This is a genomic window from Bacillus sp. z50 (genome assembly GCF_058313585.1).
Genome location: NZ_JBZFQL010000003.1, coordinates 1 through 23,025, shown reverse-complemented (window position 1 = coordinate 23,025; position 23,025 = coordinate 1). Strand labels below are relative to the sequence as shown.

At 37.3% G+C, this 23,025-nt stretch carries 21 protein-coding genes and 1 rRNA gene; 9 read left to right on the top strand and 13 right to left on the bottom strand.

From position 1 onward, the window contains the following. Positions 1-24: 24 nt before the first annotated feature. The 3 genes from rpsF to AC4G3N_RS09530 all read right to left on the bottom strand — a co-directional run bounded on the left by rpsF (position 25) and on the right by AC4G3N_RS09530 (position 1,929). Positions 25-318, bottom strand: coding sequence for a 30S ribosomal protein S6 (gene rpsF / locus AC4G3N_RS09540; protein WP_302621348.1), 294 nt, complete (start codon positions 316-318; stop codon positions 25-27). A 140-nt stretch (positions 319-458) separates the two neighbouring features. Further along, positions 459-1,559: a redox-regulated ATPase YchF gene (gene ychF, locus AC4G3N_RS09535; protein WP_066109696.1), complete on the bottom strand. Its 1,101-nt coding sequence runs from the start codon at positions 1,557-1,559 to the stop codon at positions 459-461. A gap of 172 nt (positions 1,560-1,731) precedes the next feature. Next, entirely contained in the window at positions 1,732-1,929 is a 198-nt protein-coding gene (locus AC4G3N_RS09530) for a DUF951 domain-containing protein (protein WP_066109702.1), read from the bottom strand. A 546-nt stretch (positions 1,930-2,475) separates the two neighbouring features. Between AC4G3N_RS09530 and yyaC the strand changes: the two genes are divergently transcribed. Then, positions 2,476-3,114: a spore protease YyaC gene (gene yyaC, locus AC4G3N_RS09525; RefSeq protein ID WP_066109705.1), complete on the top strand. Its 639-nt coding sequence runs from the start codon at positions 2,476-2,478 to the stop codon at positions 3,112-3,114. A 30-nt stretch (positions 3,115-3,144) separates the two neighbouring features. Here yyaC and AC4G3N_RS09520 read toward each other — a convergent pair whose 3' ends face one another. The 10 genes from AC4G3N_RS09520 to rpmH all read right to left on the bottom strand — a co-directional run bounded on the left by AC4G3N_RS09520 (position 3,145) and on the right by rpmH (position 12,521). Further along, positions 3,145-3,987: a ParB/RepB/Spo0J family partition protein gene (locus AC4G3N_RS09520; protein WP_066109707.1), complete on the bottom strand. Its 843-nt coding sequence runs from the start codon at positions 3,985-3,987 to the stop codon at positions 3,145-3,147. Further along, positions 3,980-4,741 carry a ParA family protein gene (locus AC4G3N_RS09515; protein ID WP_066109709.1) on the bottom strand — a complete coding sequence of 254 codons (762 nt, stop codon included), beginning with the start codon at positions 4,739-4,741 and terminating at the stop codon, positions 3,980-3,982. The genes AC4G3N_RS09520 and AC4G3N_RS09515 overlap by 8 nt, the downstream gene beginning before the upstream one ends. 182 nt (positions 4,742-4,923) lie before the next feature. Then, entirely contained in the window at positions 4,924-5,805 is an 882-nt protein-coding gene (noc, locus tag AC4G3N_RS09510) for a nucleoid occlusion protein (protein WP_066109711.1), read from the bottom strand. A gap of 138 nt (positions 5,806-5,943) precedes the next feature. Beyond that, positions 5,944-6,660 (bottom strand): 16S rRNA (guanine(527)-N(7))-methyltransferase RsmG, encoded by a 717-nt coding sequence (gene rsmG, locus AC4G3N_RS09505; protein WP_490995183.1) that lies wholly within the window; start codon positions 6,658-6,660, stop codon positions 5,944-5,946. Positions 6,661-6,671: 11 nt separating this feature from the next. After that, positions 6,672-8,561, bottom strand: a complete 1,890-nt coding sequence (gene mnmG / locus AC4G3N_RS09500) for a tRNA uridine-5-carboxymethylaminomethyl(34) synthesis enzyme MnmG (RefSeq protein ID WP_066109717.1) — start codon at positions 8,559-8,561, stop codon at positions 6,672-6,674. Positions 8,562-8,573: 12 nt separating this feature from the next. After that, complete coding sequence (gene mnmE / locus AC4G3N_RS09495; RefSeq protein WP_066109720.1) at positions 8,574-9,959, bottom strand: tRNA uridine-5-carboxymethylaminomethyl(34) synthesis GTPase MnmE; 1,386 nt, start codon at positions 9,957-9,959, stop codon at positions 8,574-8,576. Between the two features lie 352 nt (positions 9,960-10,311). After that, positions 10,312-10,932, bottom strand: a complete 621-nt coding sequence (gene jag, locus AC4G3N_RS09490; RefSeq protein WP_066109723.1) for an RNA-binding cell elongation regulator Jag/EloR — start codon at positions 10,930-10,932, stop codon at positions 10,312-10,314. Next, a complete protein-coding gene (spoIIIJ, locus tag AC4G3N_RS09485) occupies positions 10,929-11,702 on the bottom strand; it encodes a YidC family membrane integrase SpoIIIJ (protein WP_066109790.1) in 774 nt (257 codons plus the stop codon). The genes jag and spoIIIJ overlap by 4 nt, the downstream gene beginning before the upstream one ends. A gap of 139 nt (positions 11,703-11,841) precedes the next feature. After that, positions 11,842-12,183, bottom strand: coding sequence for a ribonuclease P protein component (gene rnpA, locus AC4G3N_RS09480; protein ID WP_066109724.1), 342 nt, complete (start codon positions 12,181-12,183; stop codon positions 11,842-11,844). 203 nt (positions 12,184-12,386) lie between these two features. After that, the gene (gene rpmH, locus AC4G3N_RS09475; protein WP_066109727.1) at positions 12,387-12,521 is read right to left on the bottom strand and encodes a 50S ribosomal protein L34; all 135 of its coding nucleotides are present in this window, start codon (positions 12,519-12,521) and stop codon (positions 12,387-12,389) included. Between the two features lie 582 nt (positions 12,522-13,103). Here rpmH and dnaA point away from each other — a divergent pair. The 8 genes from dnaA to AC4G3N_RS09435 form a co-directional block, all read left to right on the top strand. After that, the gene (gene dnaA / locus AC4G3N_RS09470) at positions 13,104-14,456 is read left to right on the top strand and encodes a chromosomal replication initiator protein DnaA (RefSeq protein ID WP_066109730.1); all 1,353 of its coding nucleotides are present in this window, start codon (positions 13,104-13,106) and stop codon (positions 14,454-14,456) included. A gap of 208 nt (positions 14,457-14,664) precedes the next feature. After that, positions 14,665-15,798, top strand: coding sequence for a DNA polymerase III subunit beta (gene dnaN / locus AC4G3N_RS09465; protein ID WP_066109733.1), 1,134 nt, complete (start codon positions 14,665-14,667; stop codon positions 15,796-15,798). Positions 15,799-15,911: 113 nt separating this feature from the next. Then, positions 15,912-16,127: a S4 domain-containing protein YaaA gene (gene yaaA, locus AC4G3N_RS09460; RefSeq protein ID WP_066109738.1), complete on the top strand. Its 216-nt coding sequence runs from the start codon at positions 15,912-15,914 to the stop codon at positions 16,125-16,127. Positions 16,128-16,145: 18 nt separating this feature from the next. Continuing rightward, positions 16,146-17,264: a DNA replication/repair protein RecF gene (gene recF / locus AC4G3N_RS09455; RefSeq protein WP_066109741.1), complete on the top strand. Its 1,119-nt coding sequence runs from the start codon at positions 16,146-16,148 to the stop codon at positions 17,262-17,264. Between the two features lie 10 nt (positions 17,265-17,274). Then, the gene (gene remB, locus AC4G3N_RS09450; RefSeq protein WP_066109744.1) at positions 17,275-17,511 is read left to right on the top strand and encodes an extracellular matrix regulator RemB; all 237 of its coding nucleotides are present in this window, start codon (positions 17,275-17,277) and stop codon (positions 17,509-17,511) included. A gap of 57 nt (positions 17,512-17,568) precedes the next feature. Next, a complete protein-coding gene (gyrB, locus tag AC4G3N_RS09445; RefSeq protein ID WP_066109747.1) occupies positions 17,569-19,491 on the top strand; it encodes a DNA topoisomerase (ATP-hydrolyzing) subunit B in 1,923 nt (640 codons plus the stop codon). A gap of 147 nt (positions 19,492-19,638) precedes the next feature. Continuing rightward, positions 19,639-22,191 carry a DNA gyrase subunit A gene (gene gyrA, locus AC4G3N_RS09440; protein ID WP_491090093.1) on the top strand — a complete coding sequence of 851 codons (2,553 nt, stop codon included), beginning with the start codon at positions 19,639-19,641 and terminating at the stop codon, positions 22,189-22,191. Positions 22,192-22,697: 506 nt separating this feature from the next. Then, positions 22,698-23,025 (top strand): 16S ribosomal RNA (locus tag AC4G3N_RS09435); the annotation flags it as partial.

The window sequence follows — 23,025 nt, the reverse complement described above, 5'->3', positions numbered from 1 at the left end:
GAAACAATTTATGTTCAATCAAAATTACTCTTCTTCTTTAACTACAATATGACGGATGATATCTTCGCTGATTTTAGCAAGACGGTCAAATTCTTGAACAGCCTCTGCAGTTTCAGCTTGGATTTTGTTGATCATGTAATATCCATCACGGAAATCATTGATTTCATAAGCAAGACGGCGTTTGCCCCATTCTTTTGTTTCAAGAACTTCAGCACCCTTGTCAGCTAAAATTGTGTTAAAACGCTCAACTAAAGCTTTTTTTCCATCTTCCTCAATGTTTGGACGGATGATATACATAACTTCGTATTTTGTCATCACTGTCACCTCCTTTTGGTCTAAACGGCCCTTATGGGCAAGGAGCAATTAATTACAATTACTCACAAGTTAAAAGTATAGCATACATATAAGAAGTTTGCAAATTGATAAAAAAGACCGATCATACTGACCGGTCCTCTTGTTTATACATTGAAACGGAAGTGAATAATGTCTCCGTCTTTTACTTCGTATTCTTTACCTTCTAATCTAACTTTACCCGCTTCTTTCGCAGCATTCATGGAACCAGCTGCCATCAGATCTTCATAAGAAACGATTTCTGCGCGAATAAATCCACGTTCAAAATCAGAGTGAATAATTCCAGCACACTGTGGCGCCTTCATCCCTTTACGGAAAGTCCAGGCACGTACTTCTTGAACACCTGCCGTGAAATATGTTGCCAAGCCCAACAATTGATAAGACGCTCGAATTAATTGATCCAACCCAGATTCTTCTATGCCTAGTTCTTCAAGGAACATCGCTTTTTCTTCGCCTTCAAGCTCTGCAATTTCCGATTCAATTTTGGCACAAATCACGATTACCTCAGCATTTTCCTTCGCTGCAAATTCACGAACCTGAGTCACGTAATCATTATCGGACGCATCTGCTACTTCATCTTCATCAACATTAGCAACATATAAAACTGGTTTAATCGTGAGAAGATGTAATCCTTTCACGATTTTGAGCTGTTCTTCCGTGAATTCAACTGCTCTGGCTGGTTTTTCAGCTTCAAATGCTTCTTTTAATAAGGAAAGAACTTCATACTCAACAACTGCTTCCTTATCTTTTTGTTTAGCTAATTTACCTACACGGTCAATTCTTTTCTCTACCGTTTCCATATCAGCGAGAATTAATTCGAGATTAATCGTTTCAATATCATCGATTGGATTAACCTTACCTGAAACGTGGGTAATATTTTCATCAGCAAAGCATCTTACTACATGGCAAATTGCATCTACCTGGCGAATATGGGAAAGGAATTTATTGCCTAAGCCTTCTCCTTTACTTGCCCCTTTTACAATTCCTGCGATATCGGTAAATTCAAAAGCAGTCGGTACTGTTTTCTTCGGTACTACAAGCTCTGTCAGCTTTTGCAATCTATGATCTGGTACCTCTACAATCCCTACATTAGGATCAATCGTACAAAATGGATAGTTAGCAGATTCTGCTCCAGCCTGTGTTATTGCATTAAAGAGAGTAGACTTCCCTACGTTAGGCAGACCTACTATTCCAGCTGTTAATGCCACATCATTCACTCCTTATGTGAAAACATATTAAATGTTATATAATCTATATGTGATAAACCTTTACCAATTATAGTGACAAGTCATCTAAAAGACAAGCCGCTATTATTTTTCAATTAGTATTTGAATTACACTTTATTATGATAGCATACAAGCTGTACATTAAGCTTTGAGATTATGCCTCGTGTTTCTGAAGTATCTTTTTCATCTTCCTAACAAAATCTTTACGGGGCAACATGACACTATGGTCACATCCTTCACATTTAATTCGGACGTCCATACCAAGTCTAATAATCTTCCAGCGGTTGATACCACATGGATGAGGCTTTTTCATTTCAACAACATCATTCAATCCAAAATCCTTATCATCCATAGTTTTTTAATCCTCCATTATTTAAACTTTTCCCTTTATATCCATGAATTATATCAGCATATGGCCAGACCTCCAATTAAAACCAACATCCAGAATAAACAGAAATCTACCTAGACTCCCGTTTCTCTAATTTCTTTCCTTTCATTTCATCATATAAGAATAACGTTTCACACTAAATTCGCTATAAAGAACCATTCACTATTATTACCTGGGTATATGAATTGAAACTAAATGTTTTTTTAATATAACTTATTCAAATCTACTAGGATCTAAATACCTATATAAATGAATAATGACAATGTTTCTTTATTCCTTATGCTTGGGTATACATATGATAAATCAATCTGTTTAAAAGAAACGTTAACCATTTTACTACATCTCAGCTTTGGAAGGAAAAAGTGTATATAAAAAGACAAGTATTTTCAACCTGATAACCGGATGGGAAGAATATAGGATTCGAAAGTCTGCAAAATATTCCAAAGTTCAGTGTATAAAATTCCTATATTTTCCGTATACTGATAGTACTTTTGCAGAGGAGTGGTAATTATGAACATGAGGCCTTCTTTTTTTGAACAACGCAATACAACAAATCGAATATCATATGAGGAAGAGAATGCCCACCATGTTATCTCTAGAGAATTACTCACAATCCTCCCTTCTCATAAAGTACGTCCTGTTGTCATTGTTTGTATCGGTACAGACCGTTCAACTGGTGATTCACTTGGTCCTTTAATTGGAACATTGTTAAGTGAGAAAACACTGCCCAATTTTTATATATATGGTACATTAGAGGATCCAATCCATGCTGTGAATTTACAAGAAAAACTTAATTATATTCATAGCATACATGAAAATCCATTTATTATTGGAATAGACGCTTGTCTTGGTAGAGTTAAAAGTGTTGGAATTATCCAGGTTGGTAAAGGCCCTGTAAAGCCTGGTGCCGGTGTAAATAAAGAATTGCCCAATGTGGGAGAAGCCCATATTACAGGAATCGTTAATGTTAGTGGATTTATGGAATACTTTGTGCTTCAAAATACTCGTTTAAATTTAGTCTTAAAAATGGCTAAAGCTATTACAAAAGGTATTTATTTAGCCGGTTTATCCTATAATCATGCCGCTTCCATAACTACAACATTTAATTGGAACTTCGAAGAAGAAAAGGTACATGACAATAATTTATAGAGAAAAATAAAAAACCATATAAATGGTTTTTTATTTTTCTAAAATTTCAAGGAGTCTCTCTAAATCCTCATTGGAGAAAAATTCTATTTCTATCTTCCCACGCTTATTATTCTGTTTAATATTAACTGTTGTACCGAAACGTTCTCTTAATTGATTTTCTCTTTCCTGAATAAATATATCCTTAGCAGGGACTTTTTTTGTTTCACGTGGAACACTTTCATTCAAACCTTGAATGATCCCCTCTAATTGCCTAACATTAAGATTTTCCTTAATTACTTTATCAGCCAGAGGTTTAATATCTTTTTTTGATTTCAGGCTTAACAATGCTCTTCCATGTCCCATTGATAATTTTCCTTGAGAAATATAATCCTGAATCAATGCAGGCAATGATAACAATCGAATATGATTGGCTATATGAGGTCGGCTTTTCCCCATTCTTTTCGCCAATTCTTCTTGAGTGATATCAAGGTTTCTCAATAATGACTGATAAGCAGCACCCTCCTCTACTGGATTTAAATCTTCTCTTTGAAGATTTTCCAATAAAGCAAGTTCCATCATTTGTCGATCATCAAATTCACGAACTACAGCAGGCACAGTTTTCATTTTTGCTTCTTTAGCAGCACGAAAGCGCCTTTCTCCAGCCACTATTTCATAGCCTTTAATACTGCTTTTCCGTACAATCAGAGGCTGTAAAATTCCATGTTGAAGAATTGAGTTCTTTAATTCTTCAATAGCTTCAGGCTGAAAAGATTTCCTTGGTTGATATGGATTTGGCCGCAAATTTTTAATCGCAATCTCTTGTACCACTTCTTCTTTGCTGACTTCCATGTTAGCAATAAGGGCATCAAGACCTTTCCCCAATCCCTTACCCATTTGCAACCACTTCCTTTGCCAAATCTAAATATACTTCCGCTCCACGTGACTTTGGATCATAAATAATAATCGGCTCACCATGGCTTGGTGCTTCACTTAAACGTACGGTACGTGGAATGATCGTTTTATATACTTTATCCTGAAAGTACTTCTTAACCTCATCTATGACTTGTATACCCAGGTTTGTCCGGGCATCAAGCATGGTTAATAATACTCCCTCTATTTTTAAATCATGGTTTAAATGTTTCTGGACTAATCTAACCGTATTAAGTAATTGACTGAGGCCTTCAAGGGCGTAGTATTCACATTGCACAGGTATAAGCACAGCATCAGATGCTGTAAGGGAATTTAGAGTTAATAAACCTAAAGATGGAGGGCAATCAATAATAATATAATCATACTCATTAACGACTGCTTCTAACGCTCTTTTCAAGCGTACTTCTCTGGATATGGTAGGAACCAATTCTATTTCAGCACCTGCAAGTTGAATAGTAGCCGGTATGACATCTAGGTTTTCAACTTTCGTTGCCTTAATAACATCAGCAACATCCACATCATCAATAAGTACATCATAAATGCATTGTTCAACATCAGCCTTCTCTATCCCTACTCCACTGGTCGCATTTCCTTGTGGATCAACATCGACTAGCAAAACTTTCTTTCCTATGTACGCCAAGCAGGCCCCCAAATTAACTGAGGTTGTTGTTTTACCAACTCCTCCTTTTTGGTTTGCAATAGATATTACTTTTCCCATGTTGTCACCTGCCTCACTTTACATTCAGACTTATAACGTTTCTATTTTAACATGTTTCTATTTTTCAAAGTTCATATATTTAAAATTATCACACAGAAAGTATCGATTTTTGTAAAAAGTTTTGATTATATAAAAAAAACTGGCAACCTATCGGATTGCCAAGTTATCAATTAATCAAACTATTATTTCCTCTTTTTCGGAATACGGATTGTAATTTGATAAAAATCATCAAACTCTGTTTCCTCTGAGTCTAAGTTAATTCCATTATCCTTAACCATGCTCATTGATTGACGGATAGTATTTACCGCTATGCGCATATCCTTACTGAATGCTTTTCGGATGGCACGAGGCTTTTTGTCTTCATCAGCTGAAAGCAGTTTGTTGACTCGTTCCTCTGTCTGCTTCACATTCAGTCCTTTATCAATAATTTCTTCGACAAGCTTCGCCTGTTTTTCAGGATCTTTTAATGGGATTAAGGAGCGTGCATGTCTTTCTGTGATTGCCTTTTGCATGACCGCATTCTGAACCACCTGCGGCAATTTAAGTAAACGGATTTTATTGGCAACCGTAGATTGTCCTATTCCAAGCCTGTTTGCAAGACCTTCCTGGGTCAATTGATGCAGTTCAATTAATTTACTGTATGCCACAGCTTCTTCAATAGGAGATAATTCCTCACGTTGAAGGTTCTCTATTAAAGCAACAGATGCTGTTTCAGTGTCTGAGAGATTATTAATAATGGCAGGAATTTTATCCCAACCCAATTTACTTATGGCTCGGTATCGACGTTCACCGGCAATTATTTCAAATTGTCCATCATGGATTTCTCTGACAACAATGGGTTGAATAATTCCATGCGTTTCTATAGTCAGAGCAAGTTCTTCAATTTTCTCATCATCAAAAATACTTCTTGGTTGAAAACGATTTGGTACAATTGAAGAAATAGGTAATTTATGGATTTCGTCATGGTTTATTTCTTCTTTTTCCGTCTCAATTTCCGATTCCCTGTCAACATTTTGTTCTTTATCTCCAAGTCCAAAAAAACGTGAAAAAGGATGTTTTGTCATCCCTACACCACCTTTAAAAAACTTCCAACTAGCTTAATCATTGGCAAAAATCATATTTAAATAAGTTCAGATTGTCTCATTTTTTGGTAATAACTATCTTTATTATACCGTTTTTTAGAATATCCGTCTCAATAAAGTTTACTCTAATGGCTGCTTATTTGGTGTTCCAGGTTTTCGTGGATATTTTTTTGGCGTTTCTTTTACTTTATCTATTAAGATAATATGACGTTTGCTGTCTTCCTTTGGCAGTTGGAAATAAAAGTCCTGATCCATTTTACCACCTAAAATTGTCAACGCCTTTTTCCCTGCCAATACTTCATCATCAGCACCTGCACCTTTTAAAGCGATAAATTTGCCTCCTTTTTTTACTAAAGGAAGGCATAACTCGCTTAAAACCGATAATCTGGCAACTGCTCTAGCCGTAACATAATCATATTGTTCCCGGTGTGCTGCTAATTTCCCGAATGTTTCTGCACGATCATGATATAAACTGACATCCTGTAAACCCAGCTCATCTGTTAAGGTTTTTAAAAAGGTAATCCGCTTATTTAAAGAATCTACAATAGACAATTTTATTGATGGAAAGCAAATCTTTAGTGGTATACTGGGAAACCCTGCTCCCGCTCCAACATCACATAAAGAAAGATCCTGATTAAAATCAATAAAGAAAGATGGTGAGATGGAATCATAGAAATGTTTCAAATAAACCTCTTCTTTATCCGTAATAGCTGTCAGATTTACTTTTTCATTCCATTCTACCAAAAGCTTAAAATACGTTTCGAATTGGTCAAGCTGAGAGGGAGAAAGAACAATTCCCTTCTCCTCTAATGCATGTTTAAATTCTGATATGTTCATTTATTTACCTCTTAATTTTGGGGTATTTTTGCAATTTTCCCTTGTTCAATATAAACGAGCAAGATAGAAATATCAGCTGGGTTAACACCTGATATACGTGAAGCTTGGGCCATAGATAATGGACGAACCTGTTTTAATTTCTGACGTGCTTCAGAAGCAAGCCCTGTAATAGCGTCATAATCAATTAAATCAGGGATTCTTTTGTTTTCCATTTTCTTCAGCTTTTCTACTTGCTGAATCGACTTTTCAATATAACCCTCATATTTAACCTGTATTTCCACCTGCTCTGCTACATCCTCAGGAACTTCACTCTCTGCAGGAATTAATTGACTGATATGTTTGTACGATAATTCTGTCCTTCTAAGCAGGTCATTGCCGCGAATGCCATCCTTTAGTTCACTGCTTCCCCATTCTCTTAAATAAGATTGGGTAGTTTCATTTGGTTTAATGATGGTAGCAGCCAGCCTTTCGATTTCATTCTGAATAGCTTGCTTTTTAGTCAAGAAGCGTTCATAACGGTCCTCACTGATCAATCCAATGCGATGGCCTATTTCTGTTAATCTCAGGTCTGCATTATCATGTCTCAGCAATAAACGATATTCAGCACGGGATGTAAGCAATCTATAAGGCTCATTCGTTCCCTTCGTAACCAGGTCATCAATCAGAACCCCAATATAGGCATCCGAACGGCTCAGAATAATCTCCTCTTCATTCAGAGCTCTGCGGCCTGCATTGATCCCAGCCATTAGCCCCTGTCCAGCAGCTTCTTCATAACCTGATGTACCATTAATTTGGCCAGCAGTATATAAATTTTTAATATTTTTTGTTTCTAATGTCGGCCAGAGCTGTGTTGGTACGATAGCATCATACTCAATTGCATAGCCAGCCCGCATCATCTGTACATTTTCGAGCCCCGGTATGGTTGCCAGGATTTCCTTTTGAACATCTTCCGGCAAACTTGTTGAAAGCCCTTGTACATATACTTCATTCGTGTCTCTGCCTTCCGGTTCAAGGAAGATTTGATGGCGTGGCTTATCATTAAAACGAACTACTTTATCTTCTATTGAAGGACAGTAACGCGGTCCAGTACCCTTAATCATTCCAGAATACATAGGAGATCGATGTAAATTATTATCGATAATCGTATGTGTTCCTTCATTTGTGTATGTCAGCCAACATGGCAACTGATCCGTAATATAGGTCGTTGTCTCATAGGAAAATGCCCTTGGTACATCGTCCCCAGGTTGTATTTCAGTTTTATTGTAATCAATTGTATCACCGTTCACTCTTGGCGGTGTACCTGTTTTAAAACGGACTAAATCTAATCCAAGCTCTTCAAGGTGTTCAGATAGCTTGATGGATGGTTGTTGATTATTTGGACCGCTGGAGTATTTTAATTCTCCTAAAATAATTTCTCCGCGTAAAAAAGTCCCTGTTGTAATAACAACTGCTTTTGAATGATAGATAGCCCCTGTCTGTGTAATAACGCCCTTACATTCCCCATCCTCAATAAGTAAGCGATCAACCATCCCTTGCATGAGGGTTAGATTCTTTTCATTTTCGAGCGTTTTTTTCATTTCGTTCTGATAGGCGAATTTATCTGCCTGTGCTCTTAACGCACGCACAGCCGGACCCTTACCTGTATTGAGCATTCTCATTTGAATATGGGTCTTATCAATATTTTTACCCATTTCTCCACCAAGAGCATCAATCTCTCTGACTACGATCCCTTTTGCAGGACCACCAACTGATGGATTACAGGGCATAAATGCAACCATATCCAAATTAATTGTTAATACAAGTGTTTTAGCCCCTTGTCTGGCAGCAGCAAGACCTGCTTCACTCCCCGCATGACCTGCTCCTATTACTATTACATCATATTCACCAGCATGATATGCCATTGTTTTACCTCCTTATTTCCCAAGACAAAACTGCGAAAACAACTGATTGATTAAACTCTCATGGACACTTTCTCCAATAACTTCCCCTAATAGTTCCCATGACTTTGTTAAATCGATTTGAACCAGATCAATTGGTACACCGGCATTAATGCCATCCAGTGCATCATCAATTGCCTGTTTTGCTTTATTCAAAAGGGCTATATGACGTGAATTAGATACATATGTCGCATCGCCGGAATTTAAATTTCCCTCAAAGAAAAGTCCAGAAATAGCTTCCTCTAAGTCATCTACACCTTTATCCTCTTTTAGCGATGTTAAAATAATCGAATAGTTCTTTGCAACAGCTTTAACTTTATCAATTTCAAGCTTTCCAGGAAGATCTGTTTTGTTAATAAGCACAATGACATCCATCCCATTGACAGCTTCAAACAAACGTTGGTCTTCTTCTGTAAATTCTTCTGCATGATTTAGCACAAGAAGTATTAAATCTGCTTTCTTTAATACCTCTCTGGAACGTTCCACTCCGATACGCTCTACTATATCTTCTGTTTCACGTATTCCGGCAGTATCCACCAAACGAAGCGGTACTCCCCTTACATTAACATATTCTTCAATGACATCCCTTGTGGTTCCTGGAATATCTGTAACAATTGCTTTATTTTCCTGTACCAAACTATTTAATAAGGAAGACTTTCCTACGTTAGGTCTGCCGACAATTACGGTTGAAATACCTTCTCTTAAAATTTTCCCCTGATGACTGGTTTGTAGTAATTTTTCAATTTCCCCACTGACATATTCACAGCGTTCCTTAAATAAGTGGTGAGTCATTTCCTCCACATCATCATATTCAGGGTAATCTATATTAACCTCCACCTGAGCTAGTGTTTCAAGGATATCCTGGCGCAATTTCTTTATCAATCTTGACAGTTTACCTTCAACTTGCCCTAAAGCTACATTCATCGCTTTATCTGTCTTCGCTCTGATTAAATCCATTACAGCTTCCGCTTGAGACAAATCAATTCTTCCATTTAAAAACGCCCGTTTTGTAAACTCTCCAGGCTCGGCTAAAGTAGCTCCCTGTCTTAAGATAAGCTGAAGTACTCTATTCACGGAAACTAAACCGCCATGGCAATTAATTTCGACGATATCTTCACGAGTAAATGTATTTGGAGCTTTTAAAACGGTCACCATTACTTCTTCTATAATGGTATTCGTTTTAGGATCTATGATATTTCCATAGTGTATCGTATGACTTGGCACATCAGTCAATCTCTTCCCTTTAGGGCTCCGATAAACAGAGTCTGCGATACTTATTGCCTCATCTCCGCTTATACGAACAATTCCGATTGCTCCCTCTCCCATCGGAGTTGATATCGCAGCAATTGTATCAAAATCCATGACCTATACTCCTTTCATAACAAAATTAAAAATCTATAATAATCGACACATACCATTTGTACCCGCCGCTCTTATCCACAACCACTAAAATGCAGTACGTATAATTTTAACTTATCCACATGTGAATAACAAGAATCTAAGCACAATCTTCCTTTTAGATATAAATTATTCAGCTAAATTGTGAACTCTGTTCTTATATTTTTTTCACCTTATATCTACTTTGCCCTAATACACTCGTTTAGATATCAGAAAGTCCAGTTCTTTTAATTATTAAAAGCCGATAAATTCAATCAATTATAACTGGAAGCATTCAAAAAAAAATCTCCGAAATCATTCGGAGATTTTGTTCACGCTATTTATTTGGCGAAATCACGATATGACGATGTGGTTCAGTACCAGCAGAGTACGTTTTGACTTTTTTATTATTCATCAGCGCCGTATGAATCACTTTTCTTTCAAATGATGGCATGGGCTCCAATGAAACTTCTTTTTTTGTATAGATAGCTTTATTAGCCATTTTTTCCGAAAGATTAACTAAAGCTTCATTTCTTCGGCTCCGGTAATCCTCTGCATCGAGCATGATCGTTAGATATTGGGTAGAGTTCTTATTTACTACAAGCTGAGTCAGGTATTGAAGGGAATTTAATGTTTGTCCCCTTTTTCCAATCAGCATGGCTATTTTCTCACCAGATAACTCAAATGTAACAACTTTGCCTTCTTGCTTATGATGAACATGTACCTCTGCACCCATTTTTTCTGCTACATTCTCGATGAATTGTTTTGCTTCTGCTAACGGATCATGCTTTACAGTCACCTTCACGATAGCCGGTCTTGAGCCAAACAGGCCTAAAAAACCTTTTTTCCCTTCATCTACAACTTGGATTTCAGTCTTTTCCTTCGTTGTATTTAATTCCTTAAGAGCAGATTCAACAGCTTCATTAACTGTTTGGGCTGTAGCGGTTACTTGTTTCACTTTTTCTTACCTCCGGCTTTTACATTTGATTTATCGGCTTTTGCTTGCTTTAAATCAGGCCCTTTAATGAAGTAAGTTTGGGCAATCGAGAAAATATTACCAACAACCCAGTATAAAGATAGTGCTGCCGGGAAGTTAATTGCGAACACAATAATCATAATCGGCATAATATATAGCATCATTTGCATAGTTGGATTATCATCCTGTCCAACCATGGATATTTTTTGTTGAATAAAGGTTGTTGCACCTGCAATTAGCGGAAGGATAAAGTATGGATCCTTGTCGCCTAAATCAAACCATAGGAAACTATGATTAGCAATTTCAGTTGTTCTCATAATTGCGTGATAGAACGCAATCAAAATCGGCATTTGAACAAAAATCGGCAAACATCCTGCCAATGGGTTTACCCCATGTTTTTGGAACAAAGCCATTGTTTCCTGCTGCAGTTTTTGTTGAGTTTCAGCATCCTTAGAGCTGTATTTCTCTTTCAATCTATTCATTTCCGGTTGAATAGCCTGCATCGCTTTTGTACTTTTAATTTGTTTAATCATCAATGGTAAAATCAATAATCTAACCAAAATTGTGACCAGAATAATCGATATTCCATATTTATTACCTAATAACTCAGCCATTTTGATTATCAGCCAGGAAAGCGGATAAACAAAGTATTGATTCCAGATACCAGTACTTTCTGAATCTATTGGTTGATTGACTTCACTACATCCTGATAGAACAGCAATGAGAAAAACAACCGAACCAAAGAGAAGCATATGTTTCTTCTTCAAGCCTTATTTCCTCCTAACTACTTAAGAGGCATTAATACCTCTTATATGCCAATGAATGTATTTTAACATCTTTTAGATGTCTACGCCTAAATGTTTTAGGCTTTTTTATAACAGAAAACCTACACTACATTTTTCTCAAGACGCCAGCACGCTTTAATACATGGATTAGACTCGCTTTCGATTCATGGAAGTCCATTTCTGAGGTCGGTTTTCTTGCAACAATGATGTAATCATTCCCCTTCATGATTCGATCATCAAGCTCTAAAAAGGATTGCCTTACATAACGTTTAACACGGTTCCGTGTCACTGCATTGCCAATTTTCTTACTCACTGAAAGACCCAGACGAAAGTTTGTCTGTTCCTTCTTTAATACGTAAATAACAAATTGCCTGTTCGCAAAAGATTTACCTTTTTTAAATACTTCCTGGAAATCCTGATTCTTTTTAATCCTGCGCTCTTTGTTCATATATCCACCTGCACCTAACACATACGTTCAACTTTTAAATGGGTTTCGATTTATTTCTAATCCCATTATATTTCCATTGTACATCATTAACAAATTTACGCATTATTAAAACGCCAATCTGTATATAACTTTGATCTATTTCTCATCTTAATCATTAAAAAACGCTATAAGCTTAAAAAAAGACCACTGAAATGGTCAGTGGTCTAGGCAGATAATACTTTTCTTCCTTTACGACGACGAGCTGCAAGAACACGACGTCCGTTTTTTGTGCTCATGCGGGCACGGAACCCATGAACTTTGCTGTGTTTACGTTTATTTGGTTGGTACGTTCTTTTCATATTAGTACACCTCCCTGAGGATTACAGTTAAAGACAGTCTTTACAATTATATAGATGGTGATACGTAATTGTCAACTTATACTTTCAAACATTAAAAACTACCTTCTGATTTACAAATAAATAAATTTATATGGATCGCTTAAATTTCATTTTTAAAATTTACCTTGTTCTCTATGGATAGGTTGTGGATAATTAAATTATCACTATTTAACAATCCACACCCCTTTTCGACAGGTTTTGCACAAACCCACTTCTTGTGGAAAACTTTCATCCCCATTCACTGAGTCTTGTGGATAAATAACAAAAAACGTTGCAACTCAAGCAAATTTTTGATATCATATTTTTTGTTTTCATTCTTAATAACTTATCCACATAAATAATTATCCACAGATTGTTAATAAGCTGTGGATAGGATTTTACACAGGAGCGTATAACTTTGTCCACAGGAAGTGGATATTGTCGAAAACCTATATTCCCCATAATGTTCCTTATACATTGTTTTTTATATTTATACATTTCCTATTTATATTGTTTTGATTCAAGTTTATTGTGGTTTGGCTGTCTTTGAAGGAGGATTGACGAGTGAAAAATATAGATGAGCTATGGAAGCACTCATTATCAATATTAGAAAAGAAAATAAGCAAGCCAAGCTTTGAAACCTGGCTGAAGTCTACAAAAGCTTATTCTTTAAAAAAGGATACACTCACAGTAATTGCGCCAAACGAGTTTGCCCGAGATTGGCTAGAGGAACGTTACTCAGATGTAATAGGTGAGGTTTTATACGAAACTACAGGCGAACAATTGGAAGTTAAATTCATTATTCCTCACAACCAAAGGGAAGAAGAATATGATTTACCAGCACCGGCCAAAAGGGTTAGAAAATCAGATGACGATCAGCATGAGATACCTCAAACCTTATTAATACCAAAGTATACTTTTGATACTTTCGTTATTGGTTCCGGCAACCGTTTTGCCCATGCAGCATCCTTGGCTGTAGCGGAAGCTCCGGCTAAAGCCTATAATCCTCTATTTATTTATGGGGGAGTTGGACTTGGTAAAACACATTTAATGCATGCTATCGGCCATTATGTATTGGAGCACAACCCATCAGCTAAAGTGGTTTATTTGTCATCCGAGAAATTTACAAATGAATTTATTAATTCAATCCGAGATAACCGTGCTGAAGATTTCCGTAATAAATACCGGAATGTCGATGTACTGCTAATTGATGATATTCAATTTTTAGCTGGAAAAGAATCGACTCAGGAGGAATTTTTCCATACGTTTAATGCACTCCACGAGGAAAGTAAGCAAATCGTTATCTCAAGTGATCGTCCTCCGAAAGAGATTCCGACTCTTGAAGATCGGTTGCGGTCTCGTTTTGAATGGGGTCTGATTACTGATATTACACCACCAGATCTCGAAACAAGGATTGCGATCCTGCGGAAGAAAGCAAAAGCTGAACGACTGGATATTTCGAATGAAGTTATGATTTATATAGCCAACCAAATCGATTCCAACATTCGTGAGCTCGAAGGAGCCCTAATAAGAGTGGTAGCCTATTCTTCCTTAATAAATAAGGATATTAACGCAGACTTAGCTGCCGAAGCTCTAAAGGATATCATTCCGAATTCGAAACCAAAAATTATCGCTATATCGGATATTCAGAGGACAGTTGGAGAATACTTTAATGTAAAATTAGATGATTTTAAAGCTAAAAAACGGACAAAATCAGTTGCCTTCCCTAGGCAGATTGCTATGTATTTGTCCAGAGAGCTTACGGACTCTTCATTGCCCAAAATAGGTGAAGAATTTGGAGGACGTGACCATACAACTGTTATACATGCACATGAAAAAATATCTAAGCTTTTACAAATCGATTCTCAGCTACAGGATCATATTAAGGAAATTACTTTAAAACTTAACAATCACTGATCAACGAAGCAGTTACTAACTGTTGATAATCAATTAAGTTGCTATCAAGATTACTCACAGTCTGTCCACATGTGGATAGACTGTTTTTCGGTCAAATAGTTGAGTTATCCACATTTCCACAGGCCCTACTATTACTTCTTCTTTTATTTTTATAAATAAATTAATAAATATGTATCTAAAATCAATCATCATACTGGGAGGATTACTTATGAAAATTACGATTCAGCGCGACCGTCTGGTCCAAAGTGTTACTGATGTTCTTAAAGCGGTATCAACCCGTACAACGATACCAATTCTTACTGGAATAAAAATTAAAGCAAATGAAGAAGGGGTCACTTTAACAGGAAGTGATTCTGATATCTCTATTGAATCATTCATTCCAGCAGAAGAAGAAGGCAATGAACTAGTTGAAATTAAAGAGTCTGGATCAATCGTTTTACCGGCTCGTTTCTTTGCTGAAATCGTAAAAAAACTTCCAGAGAGCACAGTTGATTTGGAAGTATATGCACACCTGCAAACAATTATTCGTTCAGGAAAAGCTGAATATAAACTAAACGGACTAAATGCTGAAGATTATCCACAGCTTCCTCAAATGGAAGAACAGCATATGTATTCTATGCCAATCGATTTATTAAAAAATATTATCCGTCAAACTATTTTCGCAGTGTCCACCTCAGAAACACGCCCTGTGTTGACAGGTGTAAACTGGCGCATAGAAGATGGGCAATTAATCTGTATTGCAACAGATAGCCATCGTTTGGCTATGAGAAAAACGGTGATTAATGGGAATGGTGATAGCTACAGTGTAGTCGTCCCTGGAAAGAGCTTAAGTGAATTAAGTAAAATCCTCGATGACACGGATGAAGAAATAAAAATTATATTTACAGAAAATCAGGTACTGTTTAAATCAAAAAATTTATTATTCTTCTCCAGATTATTAGAGGGTAATTATCCAGACACTTCTCGATTAATACCGAATGAAAGCAAAACAGATGTTAGAATAAATACAAAGGAACTTCTTCATGCCATTGATCGTGCTTCTTTATTAGCGAGAGAAAGCAGAAATAATGTTGTTAAGCTTTCTACAATGGGAAATTCCTATATTGAAATTTCCTCTCATACACCAGAGGTTGGTACAGTAACTGAGGAAATTGTTACTCAAACGATTGAGGGAGAGGAATTAAAAATATCCTTTAGTGCGAAATATATGATGGATGCCCTAAAAGCCTTGAATGTAACAGAAGTGACTATTAATTTTACTGGAGCGATGAGACCATTTGTTCTTAAAGGTGTAGATGACGATAGTATGCTGCAGTTAATACTGCCTGTTAGAACATATTGATTTAAAAATTTTGAGAACCTGTTTTTGGATATGCATCGAAACAGGTTCTTTTTGTGCAAAACCAAATTTTTTAGTAAAATAAACTTTTAGAGACTTTTACAGGTGGGATTATTATGATGGAATCAATACGTATTCAAACCGAGTATATTACCCTCGGGCAATTTTTAAAATTAGCGAGTATTATCGACTCTGGCGGGAACGCAAAATGGTTTCTTTCAGAATATGAGGTATACGTGAATGGTGAACTGGATGTTCGCAGAGGCAGAAAGCTCCGGGTTGGAGACCGTATTGAAATCCCGGATGTCGGTTCCTATATTATTACGGATTAAAGTAAAGGATCTAAAGATATGTATCTTGAAAAGATTAGTCTTCAACATTATAGAAACTATGAAAGTCTGACCGCCGAATTTGAAAATAAGGTGAATGTTATACTGGGCGAAAATGCTCAAGGAAAAACAAATGTGATGGAAGCTATGTATGTACTGGCCATGGCTAAATCTCACCGCACCTCCAATGATAAAGATCTTATTCGATGGGACCAGGAATATGCTAAAATAGAGGGAAGAGTACTGAAAAACAGAGGACCTCTTCCTATGGAATTGATTATTTCCAAAAAAGGCAAAAAAGCTAAAAGTAATCATTTGGAGCAAAAGCGTTTGAGCCAGTATATCGGCAATATGAATGTGATTATGTTTGCTCCGGAGGACTTAAACCTGGTGAAGGGCAGCCCTTTAATCAGAAGACGCTTTATAGATATGGAAATAGGACAAGTATCGCCTGTTTATTTACATGATATAAACCAATACCAAAAGATTCTCAATCAACGTAATGCGTTTTTGAGGCAAGCACAGCTGAGCAAAAGAGCTGACGATGCTATGCTTGCGGTTCTAAATGACCAATTCATTCATTATGCTGCAAGAATTCTTTTAAAGAGGTTTGAGTTCCTTGAATTGCTTAAGAATTGGGCAAAACCTATCCATAAAGGCATTTCTAGAGGTCTAGAAACGCTGGATATTCAATATAAACCATCCATAGAGGTATCAGAATCTATGGACTTGTCGAAAATAGTAGAAAGATTTCAGGAAAAATTTGATAAAATAAGTACTAGAGAAAAAGAACGAGGCACAACATTAATTGGTCCACATAGAGATGACCTGCAATTCTTCGTCAATGGTCATGATGTGCAAACGTTTGGGTCGCAAGGCCAGCAAAGAACAACAGCCTTATCTTTAAAATTAGCTGAAATTGAGCTGATTCATTCAGAAATCAATGAATATCCAATTCTTTTGCTTGATGATGTTCTATCTGAATTGGATGATTACAGACAATCGCATTTGTTGAATACCATTCAAGGTAAGGTACAAACCTTTGTAACGACTACAAGTGTAGACGGAATCGATCATCAAACATTGAGAGAAGCTGCAACCTTTCAAGTGAAAAGCGGAACAATGTCCAGATTGAAATGAGGTGGTTAAGATGTATCTTCATGTCGGAAATGATACTGTAATTAAGACTAGTGAACTAGTTACGGCACTTGATGCCAAAATGCTAACAGATTCACCTGTATTACAGAGATTTTTAGATGAAAATAAAGTTATTGATCTGGCTGAAGGTAATACAAAATCAATTGTGGTTACAGTTCATCACATCTATCTCTCACCAATTGGACTAACTGCTTTGAAAAGAAAATCAGCAAAGATGTCTACGTTGTAACACAATCGATAAGATACGAAATAAATGCATGAAAAGTGTAGGTGAAATGGTTTGACAATGGAGCAAAAAGAAATACAAAAAGAATCCTATGATGAAAACCAGATACAAATACTTGAAGGGCTAGAGGCAGTACGTAAAAGGCCTGGTATGTATATTGGTTCCACAAGTTCCAGAGGGCTTCACCATTTAGTCTGGGAAATTGTTGATAACAGTATTGATGAAGCACTGGCAGGATATTGTGATGAAATCAATGTATTCATCAATAAAGACAATAGTATTACGGTTAAGGATAATGGTCGTGGTATTCCTGTTGGTATACACGAAAAAGTAGGCCGTCCTGCAGTAGAAGTCATTATGACAACTTTACATGCCGGTGGTAAATTTGGCGGTGGAGGCTACAAAGTCTCCGGCGGTCTTCATGGTGTGGGTGCTTCAGTTGTTAATGCCCTGTCTACTGAATTGTCTGTCCAAGTAGAACGTGAAGGGAAAATTCATCTTCAACGTTTTGAAAGAGGTACACCAAAAGGCGAGCTTGAGATTTTAGGCGAATCCGATCGTACTGGTACAACTATTACATTTAAACCTGATGGTGAAATTTTTACGGAAACTCTTATATATGAATATGAGATTTTGGCGGTAAGGTTAAGGGAATTAGCCTTCTTAAACCGTGGTATTAAAATCACGATTAAGGATGAACGTGAAGATGGTAAAGAAAATGAATATTACTATGAAGGCGGCATTAAATCCTATGTAGAACATCTAAATCGTACGAGAGAGGTACTTCACGAAGAACCAATCTATGTCGAGGGTGCTAAAGATGGGATTTCTGTTGAGGTTGCTTTGCAATACAATGATAGTTTTACAAGTAATATTTATTCATTTGCCAATAATATCCACACCTATGAAGGTGGAGCACACGAATCTGGATTTAAAACAGCCTTAACTCGTGTAATAAATGATTATGCAAGGAAATACGGCATTTTCAAGGAAAATGACCAAAATTTAACCGGTGAAGATGTTCGCGAAGGCCTAACTGCGATTGTATCGATCAAACACCCTGATCCGCAGTTCGAAGGACAAACGAAAACTAAACTTGGTAACTCTGAGGCAAGAACGATTACTGACTCCATTTTCTCTGAAAAAATGGAGAAATTCATGCTTGAAAATCCTAGTGTCGCAAGAAAAATTATCGATAAAGGATTAATGGCTGCCAGAGCGAGAGCAGCAGCCAAAAAGGCTAGAGAGCTAACAAGAAGAAAGAGTGCATTGGAGATTTCCAACTTACCAGGGAAATTGGCTGACTGTTCTTCAAAAGATCCATCCATTAGCGAAATTTACATCGTTGAGGGTGATTCTGCTGGCGGATCGGCAAAATCTGGCCGTGATCGACACTTCCAGGCCATTTTGCCTTTACGCGGTAAAATACTAAACGTGGAAAAAGCGCGTCTGGATAGAATTCTTGGCAATCAAGAGATCAGAATGATTGTAACAGCTCTGGGAACTGGTATTGGTGAGGATTTTGATATTACGAAGGCACGATATCATAAAGTTGTCATCATGACTGATGCCGATGTCGACGGTGCCCATATCAGAACCTTATTGTTGACGTTCTTCTATCGTTATATGCGACCGATTATTGAAAATGGTTATATCTATATTGCTCAGCCACCGTTATACAAAATACAGCAAGGCAAGCGTATAATGTATGCTTATAATGATCGAGAGCTGGAAAGTATTATGAGTGAGCTCCCTAGCCAGCCAAAACCTGGTCTACAGCGTTATAAAGGTTTGGGTGAAATGAATGCAACACAGTTATGGGATACAACGATGGATCCGGAGCACAGAACATTGTTGCAGGTTAGTCTAGAAGATGCAATCGATGCAGATGAAACCTTTGAAATGCTTATGGGCGACAAAGTCGAACCGCGTCGGAATTTCATTGAAGAAAATGCGTTACAAGTTAAGAATCTAGATATATAAATTCGATTGATTTTTAAGTATGACTTCAATGGGATTGTTATTGAATTGGGGAATAGCGATCCATACATCTTTTCTGCAGGATAGACAACATCTATCCTGTCTTTTTACATGTATAACTGGATTTTGCGGATAAGAGGAGGTAATTCCATGGCGGAAATGGAAAACTCGAGGGTTAAAGAAATAAATATAAGTCAGGAAATGCGAACATCATTCTTGGATTATGCTATGAGTGTTATCGTAGCCAGAGCACTTCCGGATGTTCGTGATGGGTTGAAGCCTGTGCATAGGCGTGTATTGTACGCTATGAATGATTTAGGTATGACGTCGGATAAAGCATTTAAGAAATCGGCACGTATCGTTGGTGAAGTTATCGGTAAATACCATCCTCATGGTGATACGGCAGTCTACGACACGATGGTCCGTATGGCTCAGGATTTCAACCTTAGATATATGCTGGTTGAGGGGCATGGTAACTTTGGATCTGTTGATGGTGATTCAGCTGCGGCAATGCGTTATACAGAAGCCCGTATGTCAAAAATATCAATGGAGTTAGTTAGAGACTTAAACAAGGATACAATCGATTACCGAGACAACTACGATGGTTCAGAAAAGGAACCAGTGGTACTTCCATCACGTTTTCCTAACCTGCTTGTAAATGGCTCTTCTGGAATTGCGGTTGGTATGGCTACGAATATTCCTCCACATCAGTTAGGAGAGGTCATTGATGGTGTGCTTGCTTTAAGTAAAGACCCTGAGATCTCCATACAGGAATTGATGGAAATTATTCCGGGTCCGGACTTTCCAACTGCAGGTCAAATTTTAGGAAGAAGCGGTATTCGTAAAGCTTATGAAACTGGCCGTGGTTCCATCACGTTAAGGGCAAGATCGTTTATTGAAGAGAAACAAAACGGTAAACAGGTCATTATTGTAACGGAACTTCCATACCAAGTGAACAAAGCCAAACTGGTTGAACGTATTGCAGACTTGGTACGTGACAAGAAAATTGAAGGTATTACAGATTTACGGGATGAGTCAGACCGTAATGGTATGCGTATCGTAATTGAATTAAGAAGAGACACGAATGCAAACGTACTTTTAAATAATTTATATAAGCATACAGCAATGCAAACAACCTTTGGCATCAACATGCTCTCTCTTGTTAATGACCAGCCGAAGGTTCTGAATCTGAAACAAATGCTTTATTACTATTTGGAACATCAGAAGGTAATTATTCGCAGAAGAACGCAATTTGAACTTCGTAAAGCAGAAGCAAGAGCGCATATTTTAGAAGGACTACGAATTGCACTTGATCATATTGATGAAATTATAGCCTTAATCCGTGGCTCTCAAACTACTGATATTGCCAGAGAAGGATTAATGACTAAATTCGAATTGACTGAAAAGCAAGCTCAGGCGATCTTGGATATGCGTCTGCAAAGGTTAACAGGCTTAGAACGAGATAAAATCGAAAACGAATATAAAGAGCTTATGACATTGATTGGCGAGTTAAGAGCCATTCTTGCTGATGAAGAAAAGTTGCTTGACTTAATTCGTGAAGAGTTAACTGAAATTAAAGAACGGTTTAATGACGAAAGAAGAACAGAAATTGTCTTGGCCGGTCTGGAACATATTGAGGATGAAGACTTAATCCCTCAAGAGAATATCGTTATCTCTTTAACGAATAAAGGGTATATCAAGCGACTGCCAGCATCCACATACAGAAGTCAGCGTCGTGGAGGACGAGGTATTCAGGGAATGGGTACCAATGAAGATGACTTTGTTGAGCATCTGCTAACAACTTCAACGCATGATACAATTCTCTTCTTTACTAATAAAGGGAAAGTATATCGTTCGAAGGGGTATGAAATACCTGAATATGGACGGACAGCTAAAGGTCTGCCAATTATAAACTTACTTGAAATTGAAAAAGATGAGTGGATTAATGCAATTATCCCAGTTGAAGAATTTGTGGACGATTGGTTCTTATTCTTTACTACTAAACAAGGGATTTCTAAACGTTCCCCATTATCTTCTTTTGCCAATATTAGAAATAACGGATTGATTGCAGTTGGTTTGCGTGATAACGATGAATTGATTTCCGTTAAACTAACAGATGGCACCCGGAACATCATCATTGGAACAAAAGATGGTCAATTGATCCGATTCCCAGAAACTGATGTGCGTTCAATGGGACGTACAGCAACGGGTGTGAAAGGAATCACTTTAAGCGAGAATGATGAAGTAGTAGGTATGGATATACTCGAAGAAAATGATGATATATTAATCGTTACTCGCAATGGGTATGGAAAACGTACCGGAGAAGAAGAATATAGAATTCAAAGTCGTGGCGGTAAAGGAATTAAAACCTGCAATATAACCGATAAAACTGGTTCATTAGTATCTGTAAAAACTGTTACAGGTGAAGAAGATTTAATGGTTATTACTGCTGCGGGTGTTATTATTCGTATGGATGTTGGACAGATCTCCCGTTTAGGAAGAAATACAATGGGTGTTAAATTGATCAGACTTGAATCAGGTGATGATCAATATGTGTCTACAGTAGCTAAGGTACAAAAAGAAGAAGACTCTCCTGAGGATGACGAGCAGGAAGAAACAGTAGAACAAACAGAAATACAATCAGAAGAACAAACAGAACAAGGCACGGATGTTGAACCACTGGATTCACCTGAAGAAGAATAATAGGAGATAATACATTTGGTATATACAAAATAGCTTTTACTAACAACACCTCTTTTTAAAAGAGGTGTTGTTTTTATAAATGATTGTTTAAAGAAATTGGTTTGAGGTCGTATCATATTATGCTGTTTATATGGAGTTGATACATGCTAATAACAGCATTCATCTGTAGATTGGAGATGATAAGAGAGGCAGAGTTAAAACCTTTAAGCTAATACGATTAGTTGATTATATTTGTTTTATAGTTTTTTATAAAAAAGTGTTGCATTCCTGCCTGGGAATTGATATACTGATTTAGCTGACCGGGAAACACCGGGATGCACAAACATTAAATAAAAAAAAGTTGTTGACAAAAGGTTGCTAACTTGATATGATAGTTAAGTCGCCAAAACGACAACAAAACAGATTGTTCTTTGAAAACTAAACAAAACGAAACGCCAAGCAAGTCTAAAAACAAGAGATTTTTAAAATCTCGTCAATTTGCTTTAAAATTTAGCTAGATCAAACATCTTTCGGAGAGTTTGATCCTGGCTCAGGACGAACGCTGGCGGCGTGCCTAATACATGCAAGTCGAGCGAATCTGAGGGAGCTTGCTCCCAACGATTAGCGGCGGACGGGTGAGTAACACGTGGGCAACCTGCCCCTAAGATTGGGATAACTCCGGGAAACCGGTGCTAATACCGAATAGTTTCCAACACCTCATGGTGTTGGAAGGAAAGTTGGCTTCGGCTAACACTTAGGGATGGGCCCGCGGCGCATTAGCTAGTTGGTGAGGTAACGGCTCACCAAGGCAACGATGCGTAGCCGACCTGAGAGGGTGATCGGCCACACTGGGAC

Excerpts from the sequence above, each read along its gene's own strand:
- gyrB (WP_066109747.1), top strand. The coding sequence starts at position 17,569 with ATGGAGCAAAAAGAAATACAAAAAGAATCCTATGATGAAAACCAGATA.
- rpmH (WP_066109727.1), bottom strand. The coding sequence starts at position 12,521 with ATGAAAAGAACGTACCAACCAAATAAACGTAAACACAGCAAAGTTCAT.
- remB (WP_066109744.1), top strand. The coding sequence starts at position 17,275 with ATGTATCTTCATGTCGGAAATGATACTGTAATTAAGACTAGTGAACTA.
- mnmE (WP_066109720.1), bottom strand. The coding sequence starts at position 9,959 with ATGGATTTTGATACAATTGCTGCGATATCAACTCCGATGGGAGAGGGA.
- AC4G3N_RS09515 (WP_066109709.1), bottom strand. The coding sequence starts at position 4,741 with ATGGGAAAAGTAATATCTATTGCAAACCAAAAAGGAGGAGTTGGTAAA.
- rnpA (WP_066109724.1), bottom strand. The coding sequence starts at position 12,183 with ATGAACAAAGAGCGCAGGATTAAAAAGAATCAGGATTTCCAGGAAGTA.
- recF (WP_066109741.1), top strand. The coding sequence starts at position 16,146 with ATGTATCTTGAAAAGATTAGTCTTCAACATTATAGAAACTATGAAAGT.
- mnmG (WP_066109717.1), bottom strand. The coding sequence starts at position 8,561 with ATGGCATATCATGCTGGTGAATATGATGTAATAGTAATAGGAGCAGGT.
- yaaA (WP_066109738.1), top strand. The coding sequence starts at position 15,912 with ATGATGGAATCAATACGTATTCAAACCGAGTATATTACCCTCGGGCAA.
- yyaC (WP_066109705.1), top strand. The coding sequence starts at position 2,476 with ATGAACATGAGGCCTTCTTTTTTTGAACAACGCAATACAACAAATCGA.
- rsmG (WP_490995183.1), bottom strand. The coding sequence starts at position 6,660 with ATGAACATATCAGAATTTAAACATGCATTAGAGGAGAAGGGAATTGTT.
- AC4G3N_RS09530 (WP_066109702.1), bottom strand. The coding sequence starts at position 1,929 with ATGGATGATAAGGATTTTGGATTGAATGATGTTGTTGAAATGAAAAAG.
- noc (WP_066109711.1), bottom strand. The coding sequence starts at position 5,805 with ATGACAAAACATCCTTTTTCACGTTTTTTTGGACTTGGAGATAAAGAA.
- gyrA (WP_491090093.1), top strand. The coding sequence starts at position 19,639 with ATGGCGGAAATGGAAAACTCGAGGGTTAAAGAAATAAATATAAGTCAG.
- dnaN (WP_066109733.1), top strand. The coding sequence starts at position 14,665 with ATGAAAATTACGATTCAGCGCGACCGTCTGGTCCAAAGTGTTACTGAT.
- AC4G3N_RS09520 (WP_066109707.1), bottom strand. The coding sequence starts at position 3,987 with ATGGGTAAGGGATTGGGGAAAGGTCTTGATGCCCTTATTGCTAACATG.
- spoIIIJ (WP_066109790.1), bottom strand. The coding sequence starts at position 11,702 with ATGCTTCTCTTTGGTTCGGTTGTTTTTCTCATTGCTGTTCTATCAGGA.